The organism is Photorhabdus sp. P32 (assembly GCF_038085095.1).
Lineage (GTDB): Bacteria > Pseudomonadota > Gammaproteobacteria > Enterobacterales > Enterobacteriaceae > Photorhabdus > Photorhabdus luminescens.
Map to the genome: position 1 here is coordinate 1 of NZ_JAZGJN010000283.1, position 16,585 is coordinate 16,585.

Consider the following 16,585-nt stretch of genomic DNA (forward strand, 5'->3'; position numbering starts at 1 on the left):
ATTATCATTAAATATAAAAATTCTTTGATGAAGATTATTTTGTAAATGTAATTCATTTTCATTTAAATATATTAAATGAGATTCATTTTCATTTTTTTATTGAAAAATATATTTATATTTCAATGTGATATATATATTTAATTTATTTTCTCTTATTGGGTTTTATTATTTTGATTTAATTGGCATAATACAGGGGAATTAATGACTGGAGTATCCATTATGTTAAACCAAGAAATGATTAATAAATTAAATGAGCAGATGAATCTGGAGTTCTATTCTGCGAATTTATATCTGCAAATGAGTGCATGGTGCAGTGAACAAGGGTTACCAGGCGCCGCTGCGTTTTTTAAATCACACTCTCAGGAGGAAATGCAGCATATGCATCGCTTGTTTGATTATCTGAGTGATACAGGCGCAATGCCGCGTTTGGGGCAAATTGATGCGCCTTCGGCCGATTATAAATCTATAACCCATGTACTCAATAGCACTTATGAACACGAGAAGTTCATTACTGCCGAAATTAATAAACTTGCTCATTTGGCGATAACCACGCAGGATTATTCTACTTTTAACTTTCTGCAATGGTATGTAGCAGAACAGCATGAAGAAGAGAAATTGTTTAAATCTATCCTTGATAAATTGGATATGGTTGGTGAGGATGGTAAGGCACTCTTCCTATTAGATAAGGATCTGAAAGGTCTGGCTGCTGCAAATCCTGTCTAATGAAATGGAATTAATTAGCCGCAGTAGTCGCAACAACTTTAGGTATTTAAAGTCAATGCTGCGGTTTTCCTTTATTTTTGCGCGATAGTTCACAAGACGTAATTCTCATCGTAAGTTATCGCAGATAAGATAACTCTTTTGATATAAAATGATGACAATTTATAGAGATTCATTTGAAAATTAAGAGGTTATTGATGACCATTAGCGCAATCCGCTCTTTTTGCCGAAAATTATCTGCTTTAATTGTTCTTTTTGTTGGCATATCTTGCCAGCAGGCTTTAGCCCATGCGCATTTGACAGAACAAATTCCGGCAGAAGATACTACTGTAGAAAATACACCGCAGGTAATCACACTAGGCTTTTCTGAAGGTATTGAACTGAATTTTAGTAAAGTAAAAGTGATTGGCCCGGAGAATAGACCCATTAAAACCGGAAAATTGAAGCTTGATCCGGCAACTAATACAAAACTGATTCTGCCTATCGAAGATAAATTAACGACAGGGAGATATGATGTTAACTGGAGCGTGGTCTCTGTTGATGGGCATAAGACTAAAGGTGTCTATAGCTTTACAGTGAAATAATGATGTCTCTGGCGGCGTTGTATATTCTTTGTCGTTTCACCCATTTTGTGGCAGTTATGTTAATGTTTGGTTTTAGCGTATTCACTGCCATCTTGGTTCCTGAGCGTTTATCTGTTCTGATTGATGCGCGCCTTCGTTTAGGGGTAATTATCAGTACCGTTGTGACATTAATAACAACAATTGGATGGTTGGCAATTCAAGCGGGAATAATGGGTGATGGCTGGCAGGATATTTATAATCTAGAAATCTGGTTGGCAGTACTGGGAACAACTTTTGGTAAAGTTTGGCAATGGCAAATACTGATTTCAATAGTTGCTACGGGGTTTTTGTTTATCAGTAAACAAAAAGCCAGAAATATTCTGATGTTAATCAGTTCTACCGTTTTACTTTCCTGCCATGCCTTTATGGGCCATTCGGTAATGCATGATGGGATAACAGGTATTTTTTCTCAGATTAATCAGGTAATTCACTTAGTGAGTGTTGGGTATTGGTTTGGTGGATTATGGCCCTTTTTGCTATGCCTGCAATTTTTACGGATACACAATGAATTGGCTATAGGGTTGGATAAACAGATTATGATTTCTATGATGCGCTTTTCCACATATGGTCACGTTGCTGTAACCCTAATTATTATGACTGGCATCATAAACAGCTTAATTTTGCTGCCTAACTGGCCGAAATACAGTGGCAGTGAGTATCAATCCATGCTATGGCTGAAGATAGCCCTGGTGGCGGGTATGGTGATGCTTGCATTAATTAACCGCTATATCCTGGTTCCTAAATTGAAGCAACCTGGCCGCTATCAATTGTTGATTATCAATAGTTGGGTTGAAATTATTCTTGGAGCATTGGTTTTATTATGTGTTGCTGTTTTTGCTACTTATCAACCGATTTGATTTTCTTAACTATATCCTATGGATTTCAAGATGCATCGCGACGGCAAGAGAGCGAATCTCTGGGAGCATAGCTAACTATGTGAAAAGCTCCACCTCGCTCGTTTTTATATCTACCTTGGTAACTTTATGAAACGTTTACTTTTATTACTTCCCTTGTTTTGTCTCTCTTTTCAAAATGTTGCTGCGCCGATTGAAACGGTGAGTAAGCTACAATTTGGTGATAAATGGGCATTTACACGGGAGGAAGTGATGTTGGATTGCAGAGCAAATAAGGCTCTGTTTGTGATTAATCCAAGTACGCTAGTGCAATATCCATTGAACGATATAGCTACAGAGATGATGAAGGTAGGGAAGGTGAATGCTAAGCCTTTGGATATTATTCTATTGGATGATGGCAAAAATCCGACTCAAAAAATGAGTATAGAGCCATTCCAACAAGCAGCTTTAGCATTGTGCGATAAAAGATAATGTCATTGAGTAAGCGATAGCGTCTATTTGGCTTAATGGAAGATGTTGTTTTTGGTTATTTATTATCCAAAAAGTTGGTAAAATGCAAGTATGTCAGCTACGCTTTAAATTGTAAGTTGTTTTACGTCTCAATGACACTTTTAGCGCACGGCTCTTAAGAGCCATTTTCCCTAGGCCGAGTAGAGGAGTCAACTCGGCCTTTTTTTGTCACAAGTTTTGTGGACATCAGGCCACCCTCATAACCCATGCATGTTTTTGTCTGTCATAATGTTTTCTGTAGAGAAGAATGTGTTTGTCGTTTAGTAAGGCGGGAATACTGGTGTGTTCATCCCATCCATCCAACTGCATACAAAGTTCGCGGTCGGAATTACAAGGAATGCTAATGGTGATATCGTCCTCTTCGGAGGGTAAAGAGAGAATAGCATCATCAATTTCGTAGCTGGAAATTCTTAATTTTGTCTGGTTCATGATTATTCCTTAACGTTTAGATAACAGGTAAGACCAGTGCGGCCATCATTGAGGATAGATCAAATAGCTGAGATTGCCAGTAATAATATTTTCTGTGTTGGATAATCGGTAGAGGATATTGCTGTTATAATTATCCGTTCTAAAACTTACTTTTGTCATATTGCTTTTTTTATCTTTGTCATTCTTTGACCTTTTATACATTCAGTAGGAAATATTTATTTGGTGTGGTAGTAAGGATTAAAAGTGTTAGGGATGGAGTAGTAAATGCAATAATTCTACAGATAAATTGTTTGAATGTTTTGTTTTTTACTACACAGCGAGTCAACTCTCAAATGAAAGGGGCTAATGAGCGACACTGTTATCAGATAATTGATCTTTATAATTGTGGAAAAATTCAATTTGATTTTATTGTATGAGGGCATAGCGATGCTGACAGTGAATCATATTTGTACTGGTTGCACCTCTGATAATGTTTTGGTGAGTAGTGTGATATCTCACAAGCCTTTACCAGTACTCAATAAATATAATTAAAGAATATCTTATTAAAGACAGTAAAAAATTTACGTCAGTGTGACAGACTGTTAACCTTATTGTTATGGGCATTTGATATTTTTTTGATATAAAAATAGAGATGCGTTTTGTGAATTTCATCGGATAGGTCAATTATGAATAAAAATGAGTTCTATCGGGAGCTTACGGGGGACTTAAAAGCTCTGTTGTCTGGTGAGTATGACTTAATAGCGACGCTGGCTAATGCCAGTGCATTGTTGTATGAACGCTTGCATGACGTTAACTGGGTTGGTTTTTACCTGATTGATGGCGATACGTTGGTGTTAGGGCCATTTCAGGGAAAAATTGCTTGTGTCAGAATACCTGTTGGCAAGGGGGTGTGCGGAACGGCTGTATCGGAAAAGCGCATCCAGCGTGTTGATGATGTTCATGCGTTCCCAGGTCATATTGCCTGCGATGCCGCTAGCAACGCTGAAATTGTGTTGCCATTGATCGTAAGCGATAGAGTCATCGGTGTATTGGATATTGATAGTACGGTCTTTAATAGATTCGACGAAAAAGACGAATCTGGCTTACAAGCCCTTGTTGATGGGCTTTGTACTCATTTAAAACAGTGCGTTGTGCCTAAATATGTTGAATTGAATGTAACTTAACATATGGATAACGTGGCATTTATCAGCAACGCTATTATAATGACGCCAGTTCATGCCTATGCTGGTTGGCAAAACCGTTGTAATCAGGAAATTTCATGGAAAATCAACCTAAGTTGAATAGTAGTAAAGAGATTATTGCTTTTTTAGCTGAGCGTTTCCCGCTCTGTTTCGTCGCAGAAGGTGAAGCTCGTCCTTTAAAGATCGGTATTTTTCAAGATATCGTTGAACGTATTCAGGACGAAGAGTGTTTAAGTAAAACACAACTGCGCTCCGCCTTACGTCTGTACACATCAAGTTGGCGCTATCTGTATGGTGTTAAAGAAGGTGCGCAACGTGTTGACCTTGATGGTAATTCGTGCGGTGAACTGGAAGCGGAACACATTGAACACGCTCTCCAGCAACTGACTGAAGCCAAAGCACGGGTTCAGGCACAGCGTGCAGAGCAAAGAGCTAAAAAACGTGAAGCTGAAAATGCGGCTGCTGGTGAAAAAAATGAACGGCCTATAGCCAAGAAACCAGCTCCTCGTCGTCGTGCTAACAATACTGAGGGGGAAAAACGGCAGCAACAACCACGCCAACAAAAGCGCCCTCAGCAAGCACGTAAGCCAGTTGCTAAACCTGCTCAACCTGCACCTACTCAGATTGTCGATGTTTCATCGCTGAAAATTGGTCAGGAAATTAAAGTAAGAGTGGGTAAAAGTTCAGTGGATGCTTCTGTGCTTGAAATCGCCAAAGATGGCATACGAGTACAATTGCCTTCCGGTTTGGCAATGATTGTACGCGCAGAACATTTACAGTTCTGATACGGAGGCCAACCTGGGCATGAACAAATTCGTCAGACTGGCTTTTGTCTTAGGTGTTTCAATTTTTGGTACTTGTTATGCAAATACAAACAGTCCAGTGGCTGTTCCTGTTCGTATTGAACAACTACCTATATTGAAACAAGAACCTCAGCATTCAACAGTGAGCGAGCGGGTAACATCCCGCTTCACTCGTTCTCATTATCGCCAATTTGATTTAAATGGTGATTTTTCGGCAAAAATATTTGACCGCTACCTCAATATACTGGATTACAGCCATAACATATTATTGGCGTCAGATGTTGCTCAGTATGCCGATAAGAAAAATTTGTTAGGCAAGGAATTGGAAAGTGGAAATCTGGAAATTCCATATGACTTGTTTAATTTATTACAGAAACGTCGCTTTGAGCGTTATCAGTACGCTTTATCGCGTCTTGAACAGCCAATGAATTTTGATGGTAACGATACAATTGATGTTGATCGTTCCAAAGCCCCTTGGCCACAGAGTGTGGAAGAGCTAAATAAACTTTGGGATGCTAAAGTTAAGTATGATTGGCTCAACCTCAAGCTCAGTGGCAAAGAGGACAGTAAAATCAAAGAGATGCTCACCAAGCGCTATCAATCTGCGTTAAAACGTCTGACACAAAGTCAAAGTGAAGATGTTTTCCAATTGATTATGACTGCGTTTGCCCGTGAAATTGATCCTCATACTAATTATCTTTCACCACGCAATACTGAACAGTTTAACTCAGAAATGAGTCTTTCCCTGGAAGGGATTGGTGCTGTTTTGCAAATAGATGATGACTACACGGTTATAAATTCTTTGGTTGCTGGTGGACCTGCCGCCAAGAGCAAAGCATTAAACGTGGGCGATAAGATTATCGGTGTTGCTCAGTCAGGGAAATCTATGGTGGATATTATTGGCTGGCGTCTGGATGATGTGGTTGCGCTGATTAAAGGTCCTAAAGGAAGCAAAGTACGGCTTGAGGTTATTTCTGATACCAAAGGGGCGAAACCACGTATTGTTACTTTAACTCGTGAGCAGATCCGTTTGGAAGATCGGGCTGTGAAGATGTCAGTTAAGACAATCGGTCAGGAAAAAGTGGGCGTTCTTGATATCCCCGGTTTTTATGTTGGTTTGACTGATAATGTTAAAACCCAATTACAAAAACTGACCAAACAGCATGTCAGTGCTATTGTCATTGATTTGCGTAGCAATGGCGGCGGCGCTCTGACAGAGGCGGTTTCTTTATCAGGCTTGTTTCTCCCAAGCGGCCCGATTGTCCAGGTTAGAGATAATAATGGAAAAATCCGTCAGGATTCTGACACCGATGAAGTGGTGTACTATAAAGGGCCCTTGGTTGTTCTGGTAGACCACTTTAGTGCGTCTGCTTCTGAAATTTTTGCCGCTGCGATGCAAGATTATGGGCGAGCCTTGATTGTTGGTGAACCGACTTTTGGTAAAGGCACAGTTCAGCAATATCGTTCTTTGAGTCGTATTTACGATCAAATGATGCGTCCTGATTGGCCGTCACTGGGTTCTGTCCAATATACGATTCAGAAGTTCTATCGTGTGAATGGCGGTAGTACTCAGCGTAAAGGGGTAACTCCTGATATCGTAATGCCAACGGGGGTTGATCCGGCAGAAACGGGGGAAAGTTTCGAAGATAATGCTTTGCCTTGGGATAGCATTCCTCCTGCCCGTTATACAGGGTCTAAAATTATTGCTGCATTGGTTCCTCAGTTGAATACCGCTCACAATGCTCGCATTACAAATGATTCAGAATTCAAATATATCAATGAGGATATTGCTCACTATAAGGCGATGAAAGAGCATAAAAATATTGTTTCTCTGAACTATGCGCAAAGGGAGAAAGAGAATAAAGAAGCGGATGCTCTGAAGTTGAATCGTATAAATGATCGCTTTAAACGCGAGGGTAAAAAGCCGTTAACTTCACTGGATGATTTACCTAAAGATTATCAGGGGCCAGATCCCTATCTTGATGAGTCAGTGAAAATTGCTCTTGATTTAGCGCATCAACCTGCTGAGAAAATGTTAGCTAAATCTAAATAAAATAATGGGTTAAAGCCTGTCAATGATTAATGCCCAATACCGTTCGCTTAGGATGTTTTGAGTGAACGTATATTGGGCTTTCAGTAACATGAATAGTCTTTTTAGGGTGTTTTTTCTTTTCAGGAAAGATGAATTGTTTCACATTTTCTCAGCATTACCGGGGATTGGAGTATTCTGTTTAACCAATTGGTGTTAGGCTAATGCGGGTTTTTTTATGATTTTGTAAAGTTGTGTTGTTCTTATCGCTTAACAGGTTAAAAGCCTTGAATATAGCGAGAATAGCCCTATTTATAGAGTAGTTCTGAAAGTGCATTGATTATTAATAAAGGAAGCCGGTTTTTATGATGCGAATTGTTTTGTTCCTCCTCACTAACCTCGCTGTTATGTTGGTGTTCGGGATAATACTTTCTTTGACAGGAATTCAGGGGAGTAGTGTACAAGGTCTGATGATTATGGCTGGCCTGTTCGGTTTCGGCGGGGCGTTTGTTTCCCTATTGATGTCCAAATGGATGGCCCTACGTTCTGTGGGGGGGCAGGTCATAGAACAGCCAGCAAATGAAGTTGAACATTGGTTAGTTGAAACTGTTCGCCGTCAAGCGGAACAGGTCAATATTGCCATGCCTCAGGTTGCGATTTATGCCGCGCCTGATATTAATGCATTCGCTACCGGAGCGCGTCGTAATGCTTCTCTGGTGGCTGTCAGCACCGGTCTATTGGACAACATGAGTAGGGCAGAAGCAGAAGCTGTTATTGCTCATGAGATTAGTCATATTGCGAATGGCGATATGGTGACGATGACCTTGTTGCAAGGGATAGTAAATACTTTCGTTATCTTTATTTCTCGTCTGTTGGCTCAGGCTGTATCAAGTTTCTTGTCTGGCAACAGTGATGAGGAAGAGAGTAACTCCTCTGGCAATCCAATTGTTTACATGGTTGTTTCAATGGTGTTGGAAATAGTATTTGGTATTCTGGCGAGCATTATCACAATGTGGTTCTCCCGTTATCGCGAGTTCCATGCGGATGCAGGTTCTGCTAAGTTGGTCGGCCGTGAGAAAATGATCGCTGCTTTACAGCGTCTGAAAACCAGTTATGAACCACAAGAAGAAGGCAGTATGATGGCGTTCTGTATTAATGGTAAATCAAAGACATTCAGTGAGTTGTTTATGTCTCACCCACCATTGGACAAACGTATTGAAGCGCTGCGTAGTGGGCAATACCTGAATAAATAATATTGTGAATAAAATAAAAAGCCGGGGAAATCAATCCCGGCTTTTTTTGTAGTTTTTGAAGTTGAATTACAGCTGGCTTAATTCAACCTGTTCTTCCTGATCGAAGATAGTCTTATCAGTTTGTCCCATCAGTTGGCTGGTAATAGCGCCAGCGGTCATTGAACCACTTACATTTAGTGCTGTGCGGCCCATATCAATGAGAGGTTCAACAGAAATCAGTAAAGCAATCAGCGTTACCGGTAATCCCATTGCGGGTAAGACAATCAATGCCGCAAACGTAGCGCCGCCACCCACACCGGCAACGCCAGCAGAGCTGATAGTAACAATGCCAACGAGTGTTGCAATCCACATAGGATCAAGAGGGTTTATGCCCACGGTTGGCGCAACCATTGCTGCCAACATGGCGGGATAAATCCCGGCACAGCCATTCTGACCAATTGTTGCTCCGAAAGATGCTGAAAAACTAGCGATAGACTCTGGTACGCCAATACGAAGTGTCTGGGTTTCGACATTCAGTGGAATACTGGCTGCACTGGAACGGCTAGTAAATGCGAAGGTCAACACTGGCCAAGTTTTTTTGAAGAATCTAAGTGGATTGATGCCGATAAGAGAAAGTAGAAACCCATGAACAATAAATACTAGCGCTAGTGCAACGTAGGATGCGATAACAAAGGTTCCCAGTTTTGTAATTTCATGAAGATTAGAGTTGGCGACAACTTTGGTCATCAGGGCCATAACACCATACGGCGTTAAGCGCATAACTAAGCGGACCAGTTTCATTACCCATGCTTGTATAGTATCGATAGCGACTAATATGCGTGCACCCCTCTCATGATCATCTTTTAACATTTGCAGGGCTGCGATACCTAAGAAGGTTGCAAAAATAACAACGCTTATAACAGAGGTTGGATTAGCGCCGGTTAAATCTGCAAATGGATTTTTAGGAATAAAAGATAAAATCAGTTGTGGTACAGATAAATCAGAGACTTTGCTGACGTAGTTGTTTTCGATGGCAGACAGGCGGCTTGCTTCTTGAGGACCTTGAATCAAACCTTCAGCAGTCAGGCCGAACAGGTTGATAATCATGATACCGATAAGCGCTGCAATCATTGTAGTAAATAGCAACGCTCCAATGGTTAGAAAACTGATTTTTCCTAGAGAAGATGCTTTGTGTAATTTGGCAACTGCACTCAAAATAGAGGCAAATACCAGAGGCATAATGACCATTTGTAGAAGCTGTACGTAGCCATTACCTACAATGTTGAACCATGATATAGATTCCTTCACTATGGTATTATCAGAACCATAAATTAGTTGCAGTGCCAAGCCAAAAATAACGCCAATGGCAAGGCCCGCAAAAACCTTTTTCGACAGGTTCCATTGCCGTGAACTGGCTTTTGACAATAGCAAAAGCAGCGCTACGAAGACGAGCACATTCGAAATGAGTGGTAGATTCATCCCCAAACCCCAGAATTCAATTTAGTTAAGTTATAAGCTGTATCGAATCGTGTAAGTCTGCAAACGAACACATTACAACAAGCAGTTGGGGAATATAGTATCAGCTTAAACTATTATCATTTATAACTATATAGAATTTGATATAACAAATGTGACTTTTAAGATTTATTTTTAGTCAATTAGAGCATTAGAAATAGAGATCTTTGATACGATCTATGTAAAAAAATATAGAGTATTCAATATCTTTTGGTAGAAAAACGGCAATAACGATTAATAGGGCGGAAATAAACCTTTCTGCTTTTTTGTTTCCTTGTTTGCCAAGCACAGGTAGACAAAAGCGTATTTTGATTGGCCATAATAACGGCACCCCAGCGGGTGTTAGCATATCTGCAATCAGATGGCTCAAATAGCCAACAATCATGGCATGAAAAAAATCAGTTGGGATTAACCACTCTTCCGGTATTTTTAGCCAGAATAAAGTAATCCCTAATATGAGGGCAAGTAAGCTGTGAGTAAATCCTCTGTGACCACAGAGTTTGGCAATAGGAATGGAGATAAATCTGAATAACCTACCCAAGGTTGAATTAGGGTGATCGATATCGGGCAACAAGGCAGTAAGCAACACCCCTGGTAGCATATGCAACCAGTCTCCATTAGCTATCTCTGGTGTTATTTCTAGCTTGTGTGCCAAAATAATGCTGGCAACGGAAAATAAAAGATGCCCTTCTGCTGTCATAAATTCCTCTGACTAATGACTGTCTATCCATACAGTCGGCGAAGTATAGAGGGTTTTATGTGGGTAAGATAGAGGGTAAAAAGTAAAAATATCTTATTTATTAATATATAACGTTAATATTTAATTAAATTTTTATTTGACAGAATAAGACATAAGCGCTACGGCTATTGTGTGAACAATAAGAAACTGCCATCGACATAAATGATGGCAGCTAAAGTTATAATCAGATGATGTTCATTACAGTTAGTTGTTCGAGTGAACGTGGTTTAATATCTGCTAAAACCCAACGCGGATCATCAAAATGATGAGCTGATGGCACAACAATTGAACGCATTCTTGCAGCTTTCGTTGCTATTATTCCATTGAATGAATTTCCAAGGCTATATAACTTATCGGAGCGACATCCAATTGCTCAGCCGTACGCCTGATTTTGATGCCCCTTGCCAGGGAGAAGCCTGGTACCAAAGTTCCACAACTTGGTCAATACGCAACCCAAGAGTATCCGGTAGTTTTTCTGCTAAAGAAAAATCCAAACCTAATTCACTAAATGCTTTTTTTCTCCCTGGGCCCAATAGGGTTCAGAGTCAATCAGTAAACCATCCATATCAAAAATGGCCGCTTTTATTGGTAAATGAAAGGACATTTATAGTATCTCTTTGGTCAGACAGTTAGCGAAAGCTGATTGTAACAACCTCAGTGGATGAACTCTTTTCCTGATCGGGAACATGGTAAGAAATCCTTAGTTAATTAAATATAAAGTTAAATTTGGTGATTGATGGGCTATGATTAGCCAAAAATAGAATCTGCTTATTGCTATGAGGGGTATCGATGACTTACCAAAAAGCCGGATACATCGCTATTATTAAGCGAGTTTTAGGTTGGGTAATTTTTATTCCGGCACTTTTATCGACCATTGTTTCTGTGATCAATCTTGCTTGGTTACATGGTATTAAAGGTGATGGTATTAATGCTGTTTTGGATGATTTGCTGAAAATGATGGTTGAAATGGTGCGTTTTAATACCCCGTTTCTGGATTTCTTCTGGAAAAATTCGCCAATACCTGAGCATCTGACTGATTTTACCGGATCAACACTTGGTTTCTTGATTATCTATTTTCTTATTTTTTTCGGCCTTGCTATGAGTGCGTCAGGTCAACGGATGTACAGGCAAGTGAAATTTATACGCGAAAACATTGAAGATCAGCTTATTATTGAAAAAGCTAAAGGCAATGATGGCCTGACAAGAGAGCAAATTGAATTAAAAATTAAACTTCCTCGTCATACATTGTTCAGTCAGATTTATATCTTATATATTTCACCGGTAATTATCGGTGCAATTTTTTATTTTCTATTGAAAATTTTAGGCTGGTAGATTCCCCGGTTGGCTATAGCTGCGGAATACCTATTTTCGCAGCTTGATTAGCCACTTTTTAGCTATTTTCAGTCAAAATATTATCAATAATATTTTGAACCACAATAAGATTGTCACCACCAAACAAATTACACCGGTTAAGCAAATAATAGAGCTGATACACAGGTTGTCGTTCAATAAAGTTGGCAGGGAGTGGCCATATGCTCTGATAGCCATCAAGAATTTGCATTGGTAAATCGGGGTATAACGGTAACATAGCGAAATCACATTCACGATCTCCCCAATAACAGGCTGGGTCGAAGGCAACGGCTTGATCATCTAACGAAGCACAATTAGCCGGCCAGAGATCGCCATGTAAGAGAGAGGGCTGTGGTTGATGGTGTTGAAGTTTGTTACTTATGGCTTGGACGATATTATCAATATCGCCAAATATCATGTTTTTTTCTGCTGCGATTTGTAATTGCCAACCGACTCGTTTTTCCGCATAAAATTGGTGCCAACGTCGTTGCCAACCATTAGGTTGTGGTGTTGTTGCCAGCATATTGTCAAAATCAAAGCCGAATTGAGGTTGCTCACTCCATTGATGAAGTTTTGCCAGTTGTTGACCGAAACGATAGGCACTGTGAGGATCAAAAGATTTTAAAGGCAGAAATTCAAGCAATAGAAAGCTATGGTCACGGGTGTTGCCAATACCATAAACAGATGGAACACGGATTGTTTGGCTGCGTGCCAGGAGTTCAAGCTGTTCTGATTCTGCTTTGAAGACAGGGAGCATTTCCCGCAGGTTTGATTTGACAAAAACTTGTCGTTTTCCATGAGTGACTCGCCAAGCTTGGTGGATGTCCCCTCCGGCTAACTCAGTTTTATCGTGAATTTCAGCAACACCGAAATGTTCGTTTAACAAACGATTTACTGCCTGCCACATGGTTCACCTCTCTACGTCGTCAATTACTTTATGAACAATTATAGTCAGAGAAAACATATGATCAGGTAAAAAAGATGATTAACAGGGTTATATCTCAAAACAGATATAACCCTTTTTGTTATTGATTGGGTTCGTTAGAGATTTGCAGAGCGGCTTGATACGTTTTACGTTTAGATTTTGTTCTTACAAGTTTTATCTGATTGTAAGCCAGTGCCAGTGTAAAGAAGATAGCCTGAACAATAACGATGCATGGTCCTGTTGCACCATCAATGTGGAAACTGATCAGAGTACCCAGGACACAGGAACTGACCGATGCAATGATTGCGACAATTAACATTCGGTCAAAACTGCGGCATAACATGAAAGCGATAATGCCCGGTGATATCAACATTGCAATAACCAAAATCATTCCCACTGCTTGCAGGGAAGCGACGATGGTCATAGACAGCAGGCAAAGCAAACCGTAATGCAAAAGTTTAACAGGTAATCCTATTACGCGCGCTTGGTTCGGATCGAAGCAATAAAGCATGAAGTCTTTTCGCTTTAGCAGTACTACCACCATAGTGATGCAGGTAATCCATAATGTTTGATTTAATTCATCTTTAGTGATCCCGAGTATATTTCCGAACAAAATATGAGTCAGATGTTGGTCGGTATCCATGCGGGCAAAAAGAACTAAACCAAAGGCAAACATGCCTGAAAAGACAATTCCCATGACAGTATCTTCTTTTATCCGGCTATGTTCTTTCAGATATCCAGTCGCAACAGCACAAAAGATACCGGAAAGGAATGCGCCAATAGCCAGCGGTATACCGGCAGCGAAAGCCAGCACAATACCTGGCAATACCGCGTGAGAAATGGCGTCACCCATTAACGACCAGCCTTTAAGAACCAGATAACAAGAGAGCATTGCACATACTGCGCCTGTTACAATCGCGGCGAATATCGCCCGTTGCATAAATGGAAACATAAACGGCTCAGTGAGTAACTGTATCAACTCATTCATGGTTGTGTCTCCTGAGCCAATGCTGAGGATTCTTTTTTGGCACGTATACGTGAAGCGAATAGTCCATGTTTTGGCGCAAAGAAGAATGCGAGTAGGAAAATAACGGTTTGCAATGTGACAATGACACCACCAGTAGCGCCGTTAAGGAAGAAACTTAGGTAAGCGCCAAATGCACTGGTTAAGGAACCAATAGCGACGGCAATGATCAGCAGGTGCTTAAAACGATCGGTTAATAAATAAGCTGTCGCACCTGGAGTGACTACCATTGCAATCACCAGAATAGCGCCGACAGTTTGTAAGGCTGCGACAGTACAGGCACTCAATAAAGTAAAAAAAATAATTTTCATCCGTAAGGGAGATAAGCCAATAGAGCGCGCATGCGTTTCATCAAAAAATACAATGAGCAAATCTTTCCAGATAAACATGAGCACAATAAATGAAATCGCAATAATGATTTCAACTTGGAGAACATCTTCATCAGCGATGCCAAGTATATTGCCGAAAATAATGGTTTGTACGTTAACGGATGTAGGATTGAGAGAAACGATTAATAAGCCGGCCGCAAAGAAAGTGGAAAATATGAACCCGATTACCGCATCTTCACGTAAGCGAGTGATATGACGAACCAAAGTCATAGACAGCGCGGCCAGCATTCCGGTAAAAAAAGCGCCGCCTGCATAGGGAAGACCCAGTGCATAAGCACCAGCGACGCCAGGCACAACTGAGTGAGAGAGAGCATCTCCCATCAATGACCAGCCTTTTAACATCAGGTAGGAAGAAAGAAAAGCGCAGACGGCACCAACAATGGCGCTAACCCAAATGGCTTTTACCATGTAATTATAGTTAAAAGGTTGCAGCAAAAGTTCTGTCATGATTGACGTTTCTCCTTATGCTGACTTTGCCGCGGCGGAACATGATGATCATGACCATAAAATACCGCAGCGCGTTCATCATCAGTAATAACAGTCAAAGAACGTGGGTCATCATCATCATGTAATTCTGATCCGGATAGATTAATATGACGAAGCACTCCACCAAAAGTCATTTCTAAATTTTTTTGGGTGAACGTTGTTTCTGTTGGGCCACTTGCCAGAACGGTCCGGTTGATTAGGATAACATGATCGCAAAATTCAGGCACGCTACCAAGATTATGTGTGGAAACCAGAACCAGATGGCCCTCATCACGTAAACCACATAACAGGTCAATGATGGCATTTTCTGTTTTTACATCAACGCCAGTAAAAGGCTCATCCAATAATAGAACTTTGCCTTCTTGAGCTAGCGCTCTTGCAAGAAAAACCCGTTTTTTTTGCCCTCCAGAGAGTTCGCCAATCTGCCGATTGCGCAGGGCCGTTAAGCCAACACGTTCAAGTGCTTCATTGACAGCTTGGTGATCTCGTTTACTTGGGATTCTTAAGAATCCCATTTTTCCGTAGCGGCCCATCATGACGACATCAGAAACCAAGACTGGAAAGTTCCAGTCGACTTCTTCTGTCTGAGGGACATATGCAATAATATTTTTCTTCAAAGCGTTTTTGACTGGCATATCACTCAGCGTGACTTTTCCCTGAGATGGGCTTACTAGCCCCATGATGGTCTTAAATAATGTGGATTTACCACTACCGTTAATACCCACCAACGCACAAATAGAGCCGCCAGTGATAGAAAAACTTGCATCATAAATAGCTGTGTGACCGTTGTTATAAGTCACAGTAGCGTCATCGACGACTAAATGAGGACGTTCAAACAGCATATTGCTATTCATTGATTAAATCCTTTTGCGATTGTATCTACAGTTTTGTTCAGTAAATCAATATAGGTTGGTACTGGGCCGTCACTGCCGGAGAGTGAATCTACATAAAGAACGCCACCGTAACGGGCATCTGTTTCTTTACTGACTTGTTTCGCTGGTTTATCTGAAATTGTACTTTCGCTAAACACAACTGGGATTTTGTTTGCTCTTACAGTATCAATGACATGACGAACTTGTTGTGGTGAACCTTGTTCTTCCGCATTAATTGGCCATAGATAAACTTCCTTGAATTGGTAATCTTTAGCCAAATAGCTAAAAGCCCCTTCACTGGTGACTAACCAACGTTGATCCTGTGGAATACGGGAAAGACGTTCTCTCAGTGGAGAATCCAGTTGGCCGATTCTTTCAGCATAGGCTTTGGCATTCCTATTATAAATTTCTGCATTTTCAGGATCGTATTTCACAAATGCTTGGCGGATATTCTCGATATAGACCAAAGCATTTGTGGGTGACATCCAGGCGTGAGGATTAGGGTTCCCGTTGTAAGGCCCTTCACGGATGGGGAGTGGTTCAATGCCGTCAGTAATAACAACGGCAGGCACATCTTTGAGATTTTCAAAGAAACGTTCAAACCAGCGTTCCAGATTTAGTCCATTCCAAAGGATTAAATCAGCATGTTGAGATTTTATAATATCTTTTGGGGTAGGTTGGTAATCATGGATTTCCGCCCCGGGTTTAGTAATTGATTCAACAATTGCCGCATCGCCTGCTACGTTTTGTGCTATATCTTGGATGATAGTAAAGGTAGTGACAACTTTGAATTGTTTGGCGGCAGATACCTGCTGACTAAATAAAACTATAGATAAGAGGATCAATGTAATTCCCAGTATAGGAGGGGAAAGCAAAAGCAGAGAAAGTTTTTTCTTCATCAATT

16 protein-coding genes and 2 pseudogenes are annotated in these 16,585 nt (G+C 40.6%); 9 read left to right on the plus strand and 9 right to left on the minus strand.

Annotated elements, in window-relative coordinates; translation table 11 throughout:
- Positions 1–219: 219 nt before the first annotated feature.
- The 4 genes from ftnA to V2H77_RS16935 all read left to right on the plus strand — a co-directional run bounded on the left by ftnA (position 220) and on the right by V2H77_RS16935 (position 2,668).
- On the plus strand, positions 220–723 hold the full coding sequence (gene ftnA / locus V2H77_RS16920; RefSeq protein WP_139656279.1) for a non-heme ferritin: 504 nt from the start codon (positions 220–222) through the stop codon (positions 721–723).
- 194 nt (positions 724–917) lie between these two features.
- Positions 918–1,304 carry a CopC domain-containing protein YobA gene (gene yobA, locus V2H77_RS16925; protein WP_049581252.1) on the plus strand — a complete coding sequence of 129 codons (387 nt, stop codon included), beginning with the start codon at positions 918–920 and terminating at the stop codon, positions 1,302–1,304.
- A gap of 2 nt (positions 1,305–1,306) precedes the next feature.
- On the plus strand, positions 1,307–2,200 hold the full coding sequence (gene copD / locus V2H77_RS16930) for a copper homeostasis membrane protein CopD (protein ID WP_341499760.1): 894 nt from the start codon (positions 1,307–1,309) through the stop codon (positions 2,198–2,200).
- A gap of 126 nt (positions 2,201–2,326) precedes the next feature.
- Entirely contained in the window at positions 2,327–2,668 is a 342-nt protein-coding gene (locus tag V2H77_RS16935) for a YebY family protein (protein WP_088374431.1), read from the plus strand.
- 225 nt (positions 2,669–2,893) lie between these two features.
- On the opposite strand, the gene V2H77_RS16940 is transcribed toward V2H77_RS16935, so the two are convergent.
- Entirely contained in the window at positions 2,894–3,136 is a 243-nt protein-coding gene (locus tag V2H77_RS16940) for a DUF1480 family protein (RefSeq protein ID WP_049581254.1), read from the minus strand.
- A gap of 665 nt (positions 3,137–3,801) precedes the next feature.
- On the opposite strand from V2H77_RS16940, the gene V2H77_RS16945 reads away from it, so the two are divergent.
- The 4 genes and pseudogenes from V2H77_RS16945 to htpX all read left to right on the plus strand — a co-directional run bounded on the left by V2H77_RS16945 (position 3,802) and on the right by htpX (position 8,402).
- On the plus strand, positions 3,802–4,299 hold the full coding sequence (locus tag V2H77_RS16945) for a GAF domain-containing protein (RefSeq protein WP_341499737.1): 498 nt from the start codon (positions 3,802–3,804) through the stop codon (positions 4,297–4,299).
- A 95-nt stretch (positions 4,300–4,394) separates the two neighbouring features.
- Positions 4,395–5,102: an RNA chaperone ProQ gene (gene proQ / locus V2H77_RS16950; RefSeq protein ID WP_341499738.1), complete on the plus strand. Its 708-nt coding sequence runs from the start codon at positions 4,395–4,397 to the stop codon at positions 5,100–5,102.
- A gap of 112 nt (positions 5,103–5,214) precedes the next feature.
- Positions 5,215–7,173 (plus strand): annotated as a pseudogene (prc, locus tag V2H77_RS16955) (carboxy terminal-processing peptidase); the annotation flags it as partial.
- 341 nt (positions 7,174–7,514) lie between these two features.
- On the plus strand, positions 7,515–8,402 hold the full coding sequence (gene htpX / locus V2H77_RS16960) for a protease HtpX (RefSeq protein WP_088374435.1): 888 nt from the start codon (positions 7,515–7,517) through the stop codon (positions 8,400–8,402).
- A gap of 66 nt (positions 8,403–8,468) precedes the next feature.
- Here the strand turns inward: htpX and V2H77_RS16965 are convergent, their stop codons facing one another.
- The 3 genes and pseudogenes from V2H77_RS16965 to V2H77_RS16975 form a co-directional block, all read right to left on the minus strand.
- Positions 8,469–9,860: an L-cystine transporter gene (locus tag V2H77_RS16965; protein WP_341499740.1), complete on the minus strand. Its 1,392-nt coding sequence runs from the start codon at positions 9,858–9,860 to the stop codon at positions 8,469–8,471.
- Between the two features lie 187 nt (positions 9,861–10,047).
- On the minus strand, positions 10,048–10,596 hold the full coding sequence (locus V2H77_RS16970; protein WP_341499741.1) for a metal-dependent hydrolase: 549 nt from the start codon (positions 10,594–10,596) through the stop codon (positions 10,048–10,050).
- Between the two features lie 223 nt (positions 10,597–10,819).
- Positions 10,820–11,239 (minus strand): annotated as a pseudogene (locus tag V2H77_RS16975) (hypothetical protein).
- A 185-nt stretch (positions 11,240–11,424) separates the two neighbouring features.
- On the opposite strand from V2H77_RS16975, the gene V2H77_RS16980 reads away from it, so the two are divergent.
- Positions 11,425–11,967: a YniB family protein gene (locus tag V2H77_RS16980; RefSeq protein ID WP_341499742.1), complete on the plus strand. Its 543-nt coding sequence runs from the start codon at positions 11,425–11,427 to the stop codon at positions 11,965–11,967.
- A 58-nt stretch (positions 11,968–12,025) separates the two neighbouring features.
- Here V2H77_RS16980 and V2H77_RS16985 read toward each other — a convergent pair whose 3' ends face one another.
- From V2H77_RS16985 to V2H77_RS17005, 5 genes are all read right to left on the minus strand, one after another.
- A complete protein-coding gene (locus V2H77_RS16985; protein ID WP_265377452.1) occupies positions 12,026–12,892 on the minus strand; it encodes a fructosamine kinase family protein in 867 nt (288 codons plus the stop codon).
- Between the two features lie 118 nt (positions 12,893–13,010).
- Positions 13,011–13,898 carry a metal ABC transporter permease gene (locus tag V2H77_RS16990; RefSeq protein WP_341499743.1) on the minus strand — a complete coding sequence of 296 codons (888 nt, stop codon included), beginning with the start codon at positions 13,896–13,898 and terminating at the stop codon, positions 13,011–13,013.
- Complete coding sequence (locus V2H77_RS16995) at positions 13,895–14,770, minus strand: metal ABC transporter permease (RefSeq protein ID WP_265377454.1); 876 nt, start codon at positions 14,768–14,770, stop codon at positions 13,895–13,897. Before V2H77_RS16995 ends, V2H77_RS16990 begins: the two co-directional genes overlap by 4 nt.
- Positions 14,767–15,663: a manganese/iron ABC transporter ATP-binding protein gene (locus V2H77_RS17000; RefSeq protein ID WP_265377455.1), complete on the minus strand. Its 897-nt coding sequence runs from the start codon at positions 15,661–15,663 to the stop codon at positions 14,767–14,769. Before V2H77_RS17000 ends, V2H77_RS16995 begins: the two co-directional genes overlap by 4 nt.
- A complete protein-coding gene (locus V2H77_RS17005; protein WP_341499744.1) occupies positions 15,660–16,580 on the minus strand; it encodes a metal ABC transporter substrate-binding protein in 921 nt (306 codons plus the stop codon). Before V2H77_RS17005 ends, V2H77_RS17000 begins: the two co-directional genes overlap by 4 nt.
- Positions 16,581–16,585: the final 5 nt, after the last annotated feature.

Coding starts and splice junctions, on each gene's coding strand:
- V2H77_RS16980 (WP_341499742.1), top strand. CDS start 11,425: ATGACTTACCAAAAAGCCGGATACATCGCTATTATTAAGCGAGTTTTA.
- V2H77_RS16970 (WP_341499741.1), bottom strand. CDS start 10,596: ATGACAGCAGAAGGGCATCTTTTATTTTCCGTTGCCAGCATTATTTTG.
- V2H77_RS17000 (WP_265377455.1), bottom strand. CDS start 15,663: ATGAATAGCAATATGCTGTTTGAACGTCCTCATTTAGTCGTCGATGAC.
- V2H77_RS16935 (WP_088374431.1), top strand. CDS start 2,327: ATGAAACGTTTACTTTTATTACTTCCCTTGTTTTGTCTCTCTTTTCAA.
- V2H77_RS16940 (WP_049581254.1), bottom strand. CDS start 3,136: ATGAACCAGACAAAATTAAGAATTTCCAGCTACGAAATTGATGATGCT.
- V2H77_RS16985 (WP_265377452.1), bottom strand. CDS start 12,892: ATGTGGCAGGCAGTAAATCGTTTGTTAAACGAACATTTCGGTGTTGCT.
- V2H77_RS16990 (WP_341499743.1), bottom strand. CDS start 13,898: ATGAATGAGTTGATACAGTTACTCACTGAGCCGTTTATGTTTCCATTT.
- V2H77_RS16945 (WP_341499737.1), top strand. CDS start 3,802: ATGAATAAAAATGAGTTCTATCGGGAGCTTACGGGGGACTTAAAAGCT.
- V2H77_RS16995 (WP_265377454.1), bottom strand. CDS start 14,770: ATGACAGAACTTTTGCTGCAACCTTTTAACTATAATTACATGGTAAAA.
- ftnA (WP_139656279.1), top strand. CDS start 220: ATGTTAAACCAAGAAATGATTAATAAATTAAATGAGCAGATGAATCTG.
- yobA (WP_049581252.1), top strand. CDS start 918: ATGACCATTAGCGCAATCCGCTCTTTTTGCCGAAAATTATCTGCTTTA.
- htpX (WP_088374435.1), top strand. CDS start 7,515: ATGATGCGAATTGTTTTGTTCCTCCTCACTAACCTCGCTGTTATGTTG.
- V2H77_RS17005 (WP_341499744.1), bottom strand. CDS start 16,580: ATGAAGAAAAAACTTTCTCTGCTTTTGCTTTCCCCTCCTATACTGGGA.
- copD (WP_341499760.1), top strand. CDS start 1,307: ATGTCTCTGGCGGCGTTGTATATTCTTTGTCGTTTCACCCATTTTGTG.
- proQ (WP_341499738.1), top strand. CDS start 4,395: ATGGAAAATCAACCTAAGTTGAATAGTAGTAAAGAGATTATTGCTTTT.
- V2H77_RS16965 (WP_341499740.1), bottom strand. CDS start 9,860: ATGAATCTACCACTCATTTCGAATGTGCTCGTCTTCGTAGCGCTGCTT.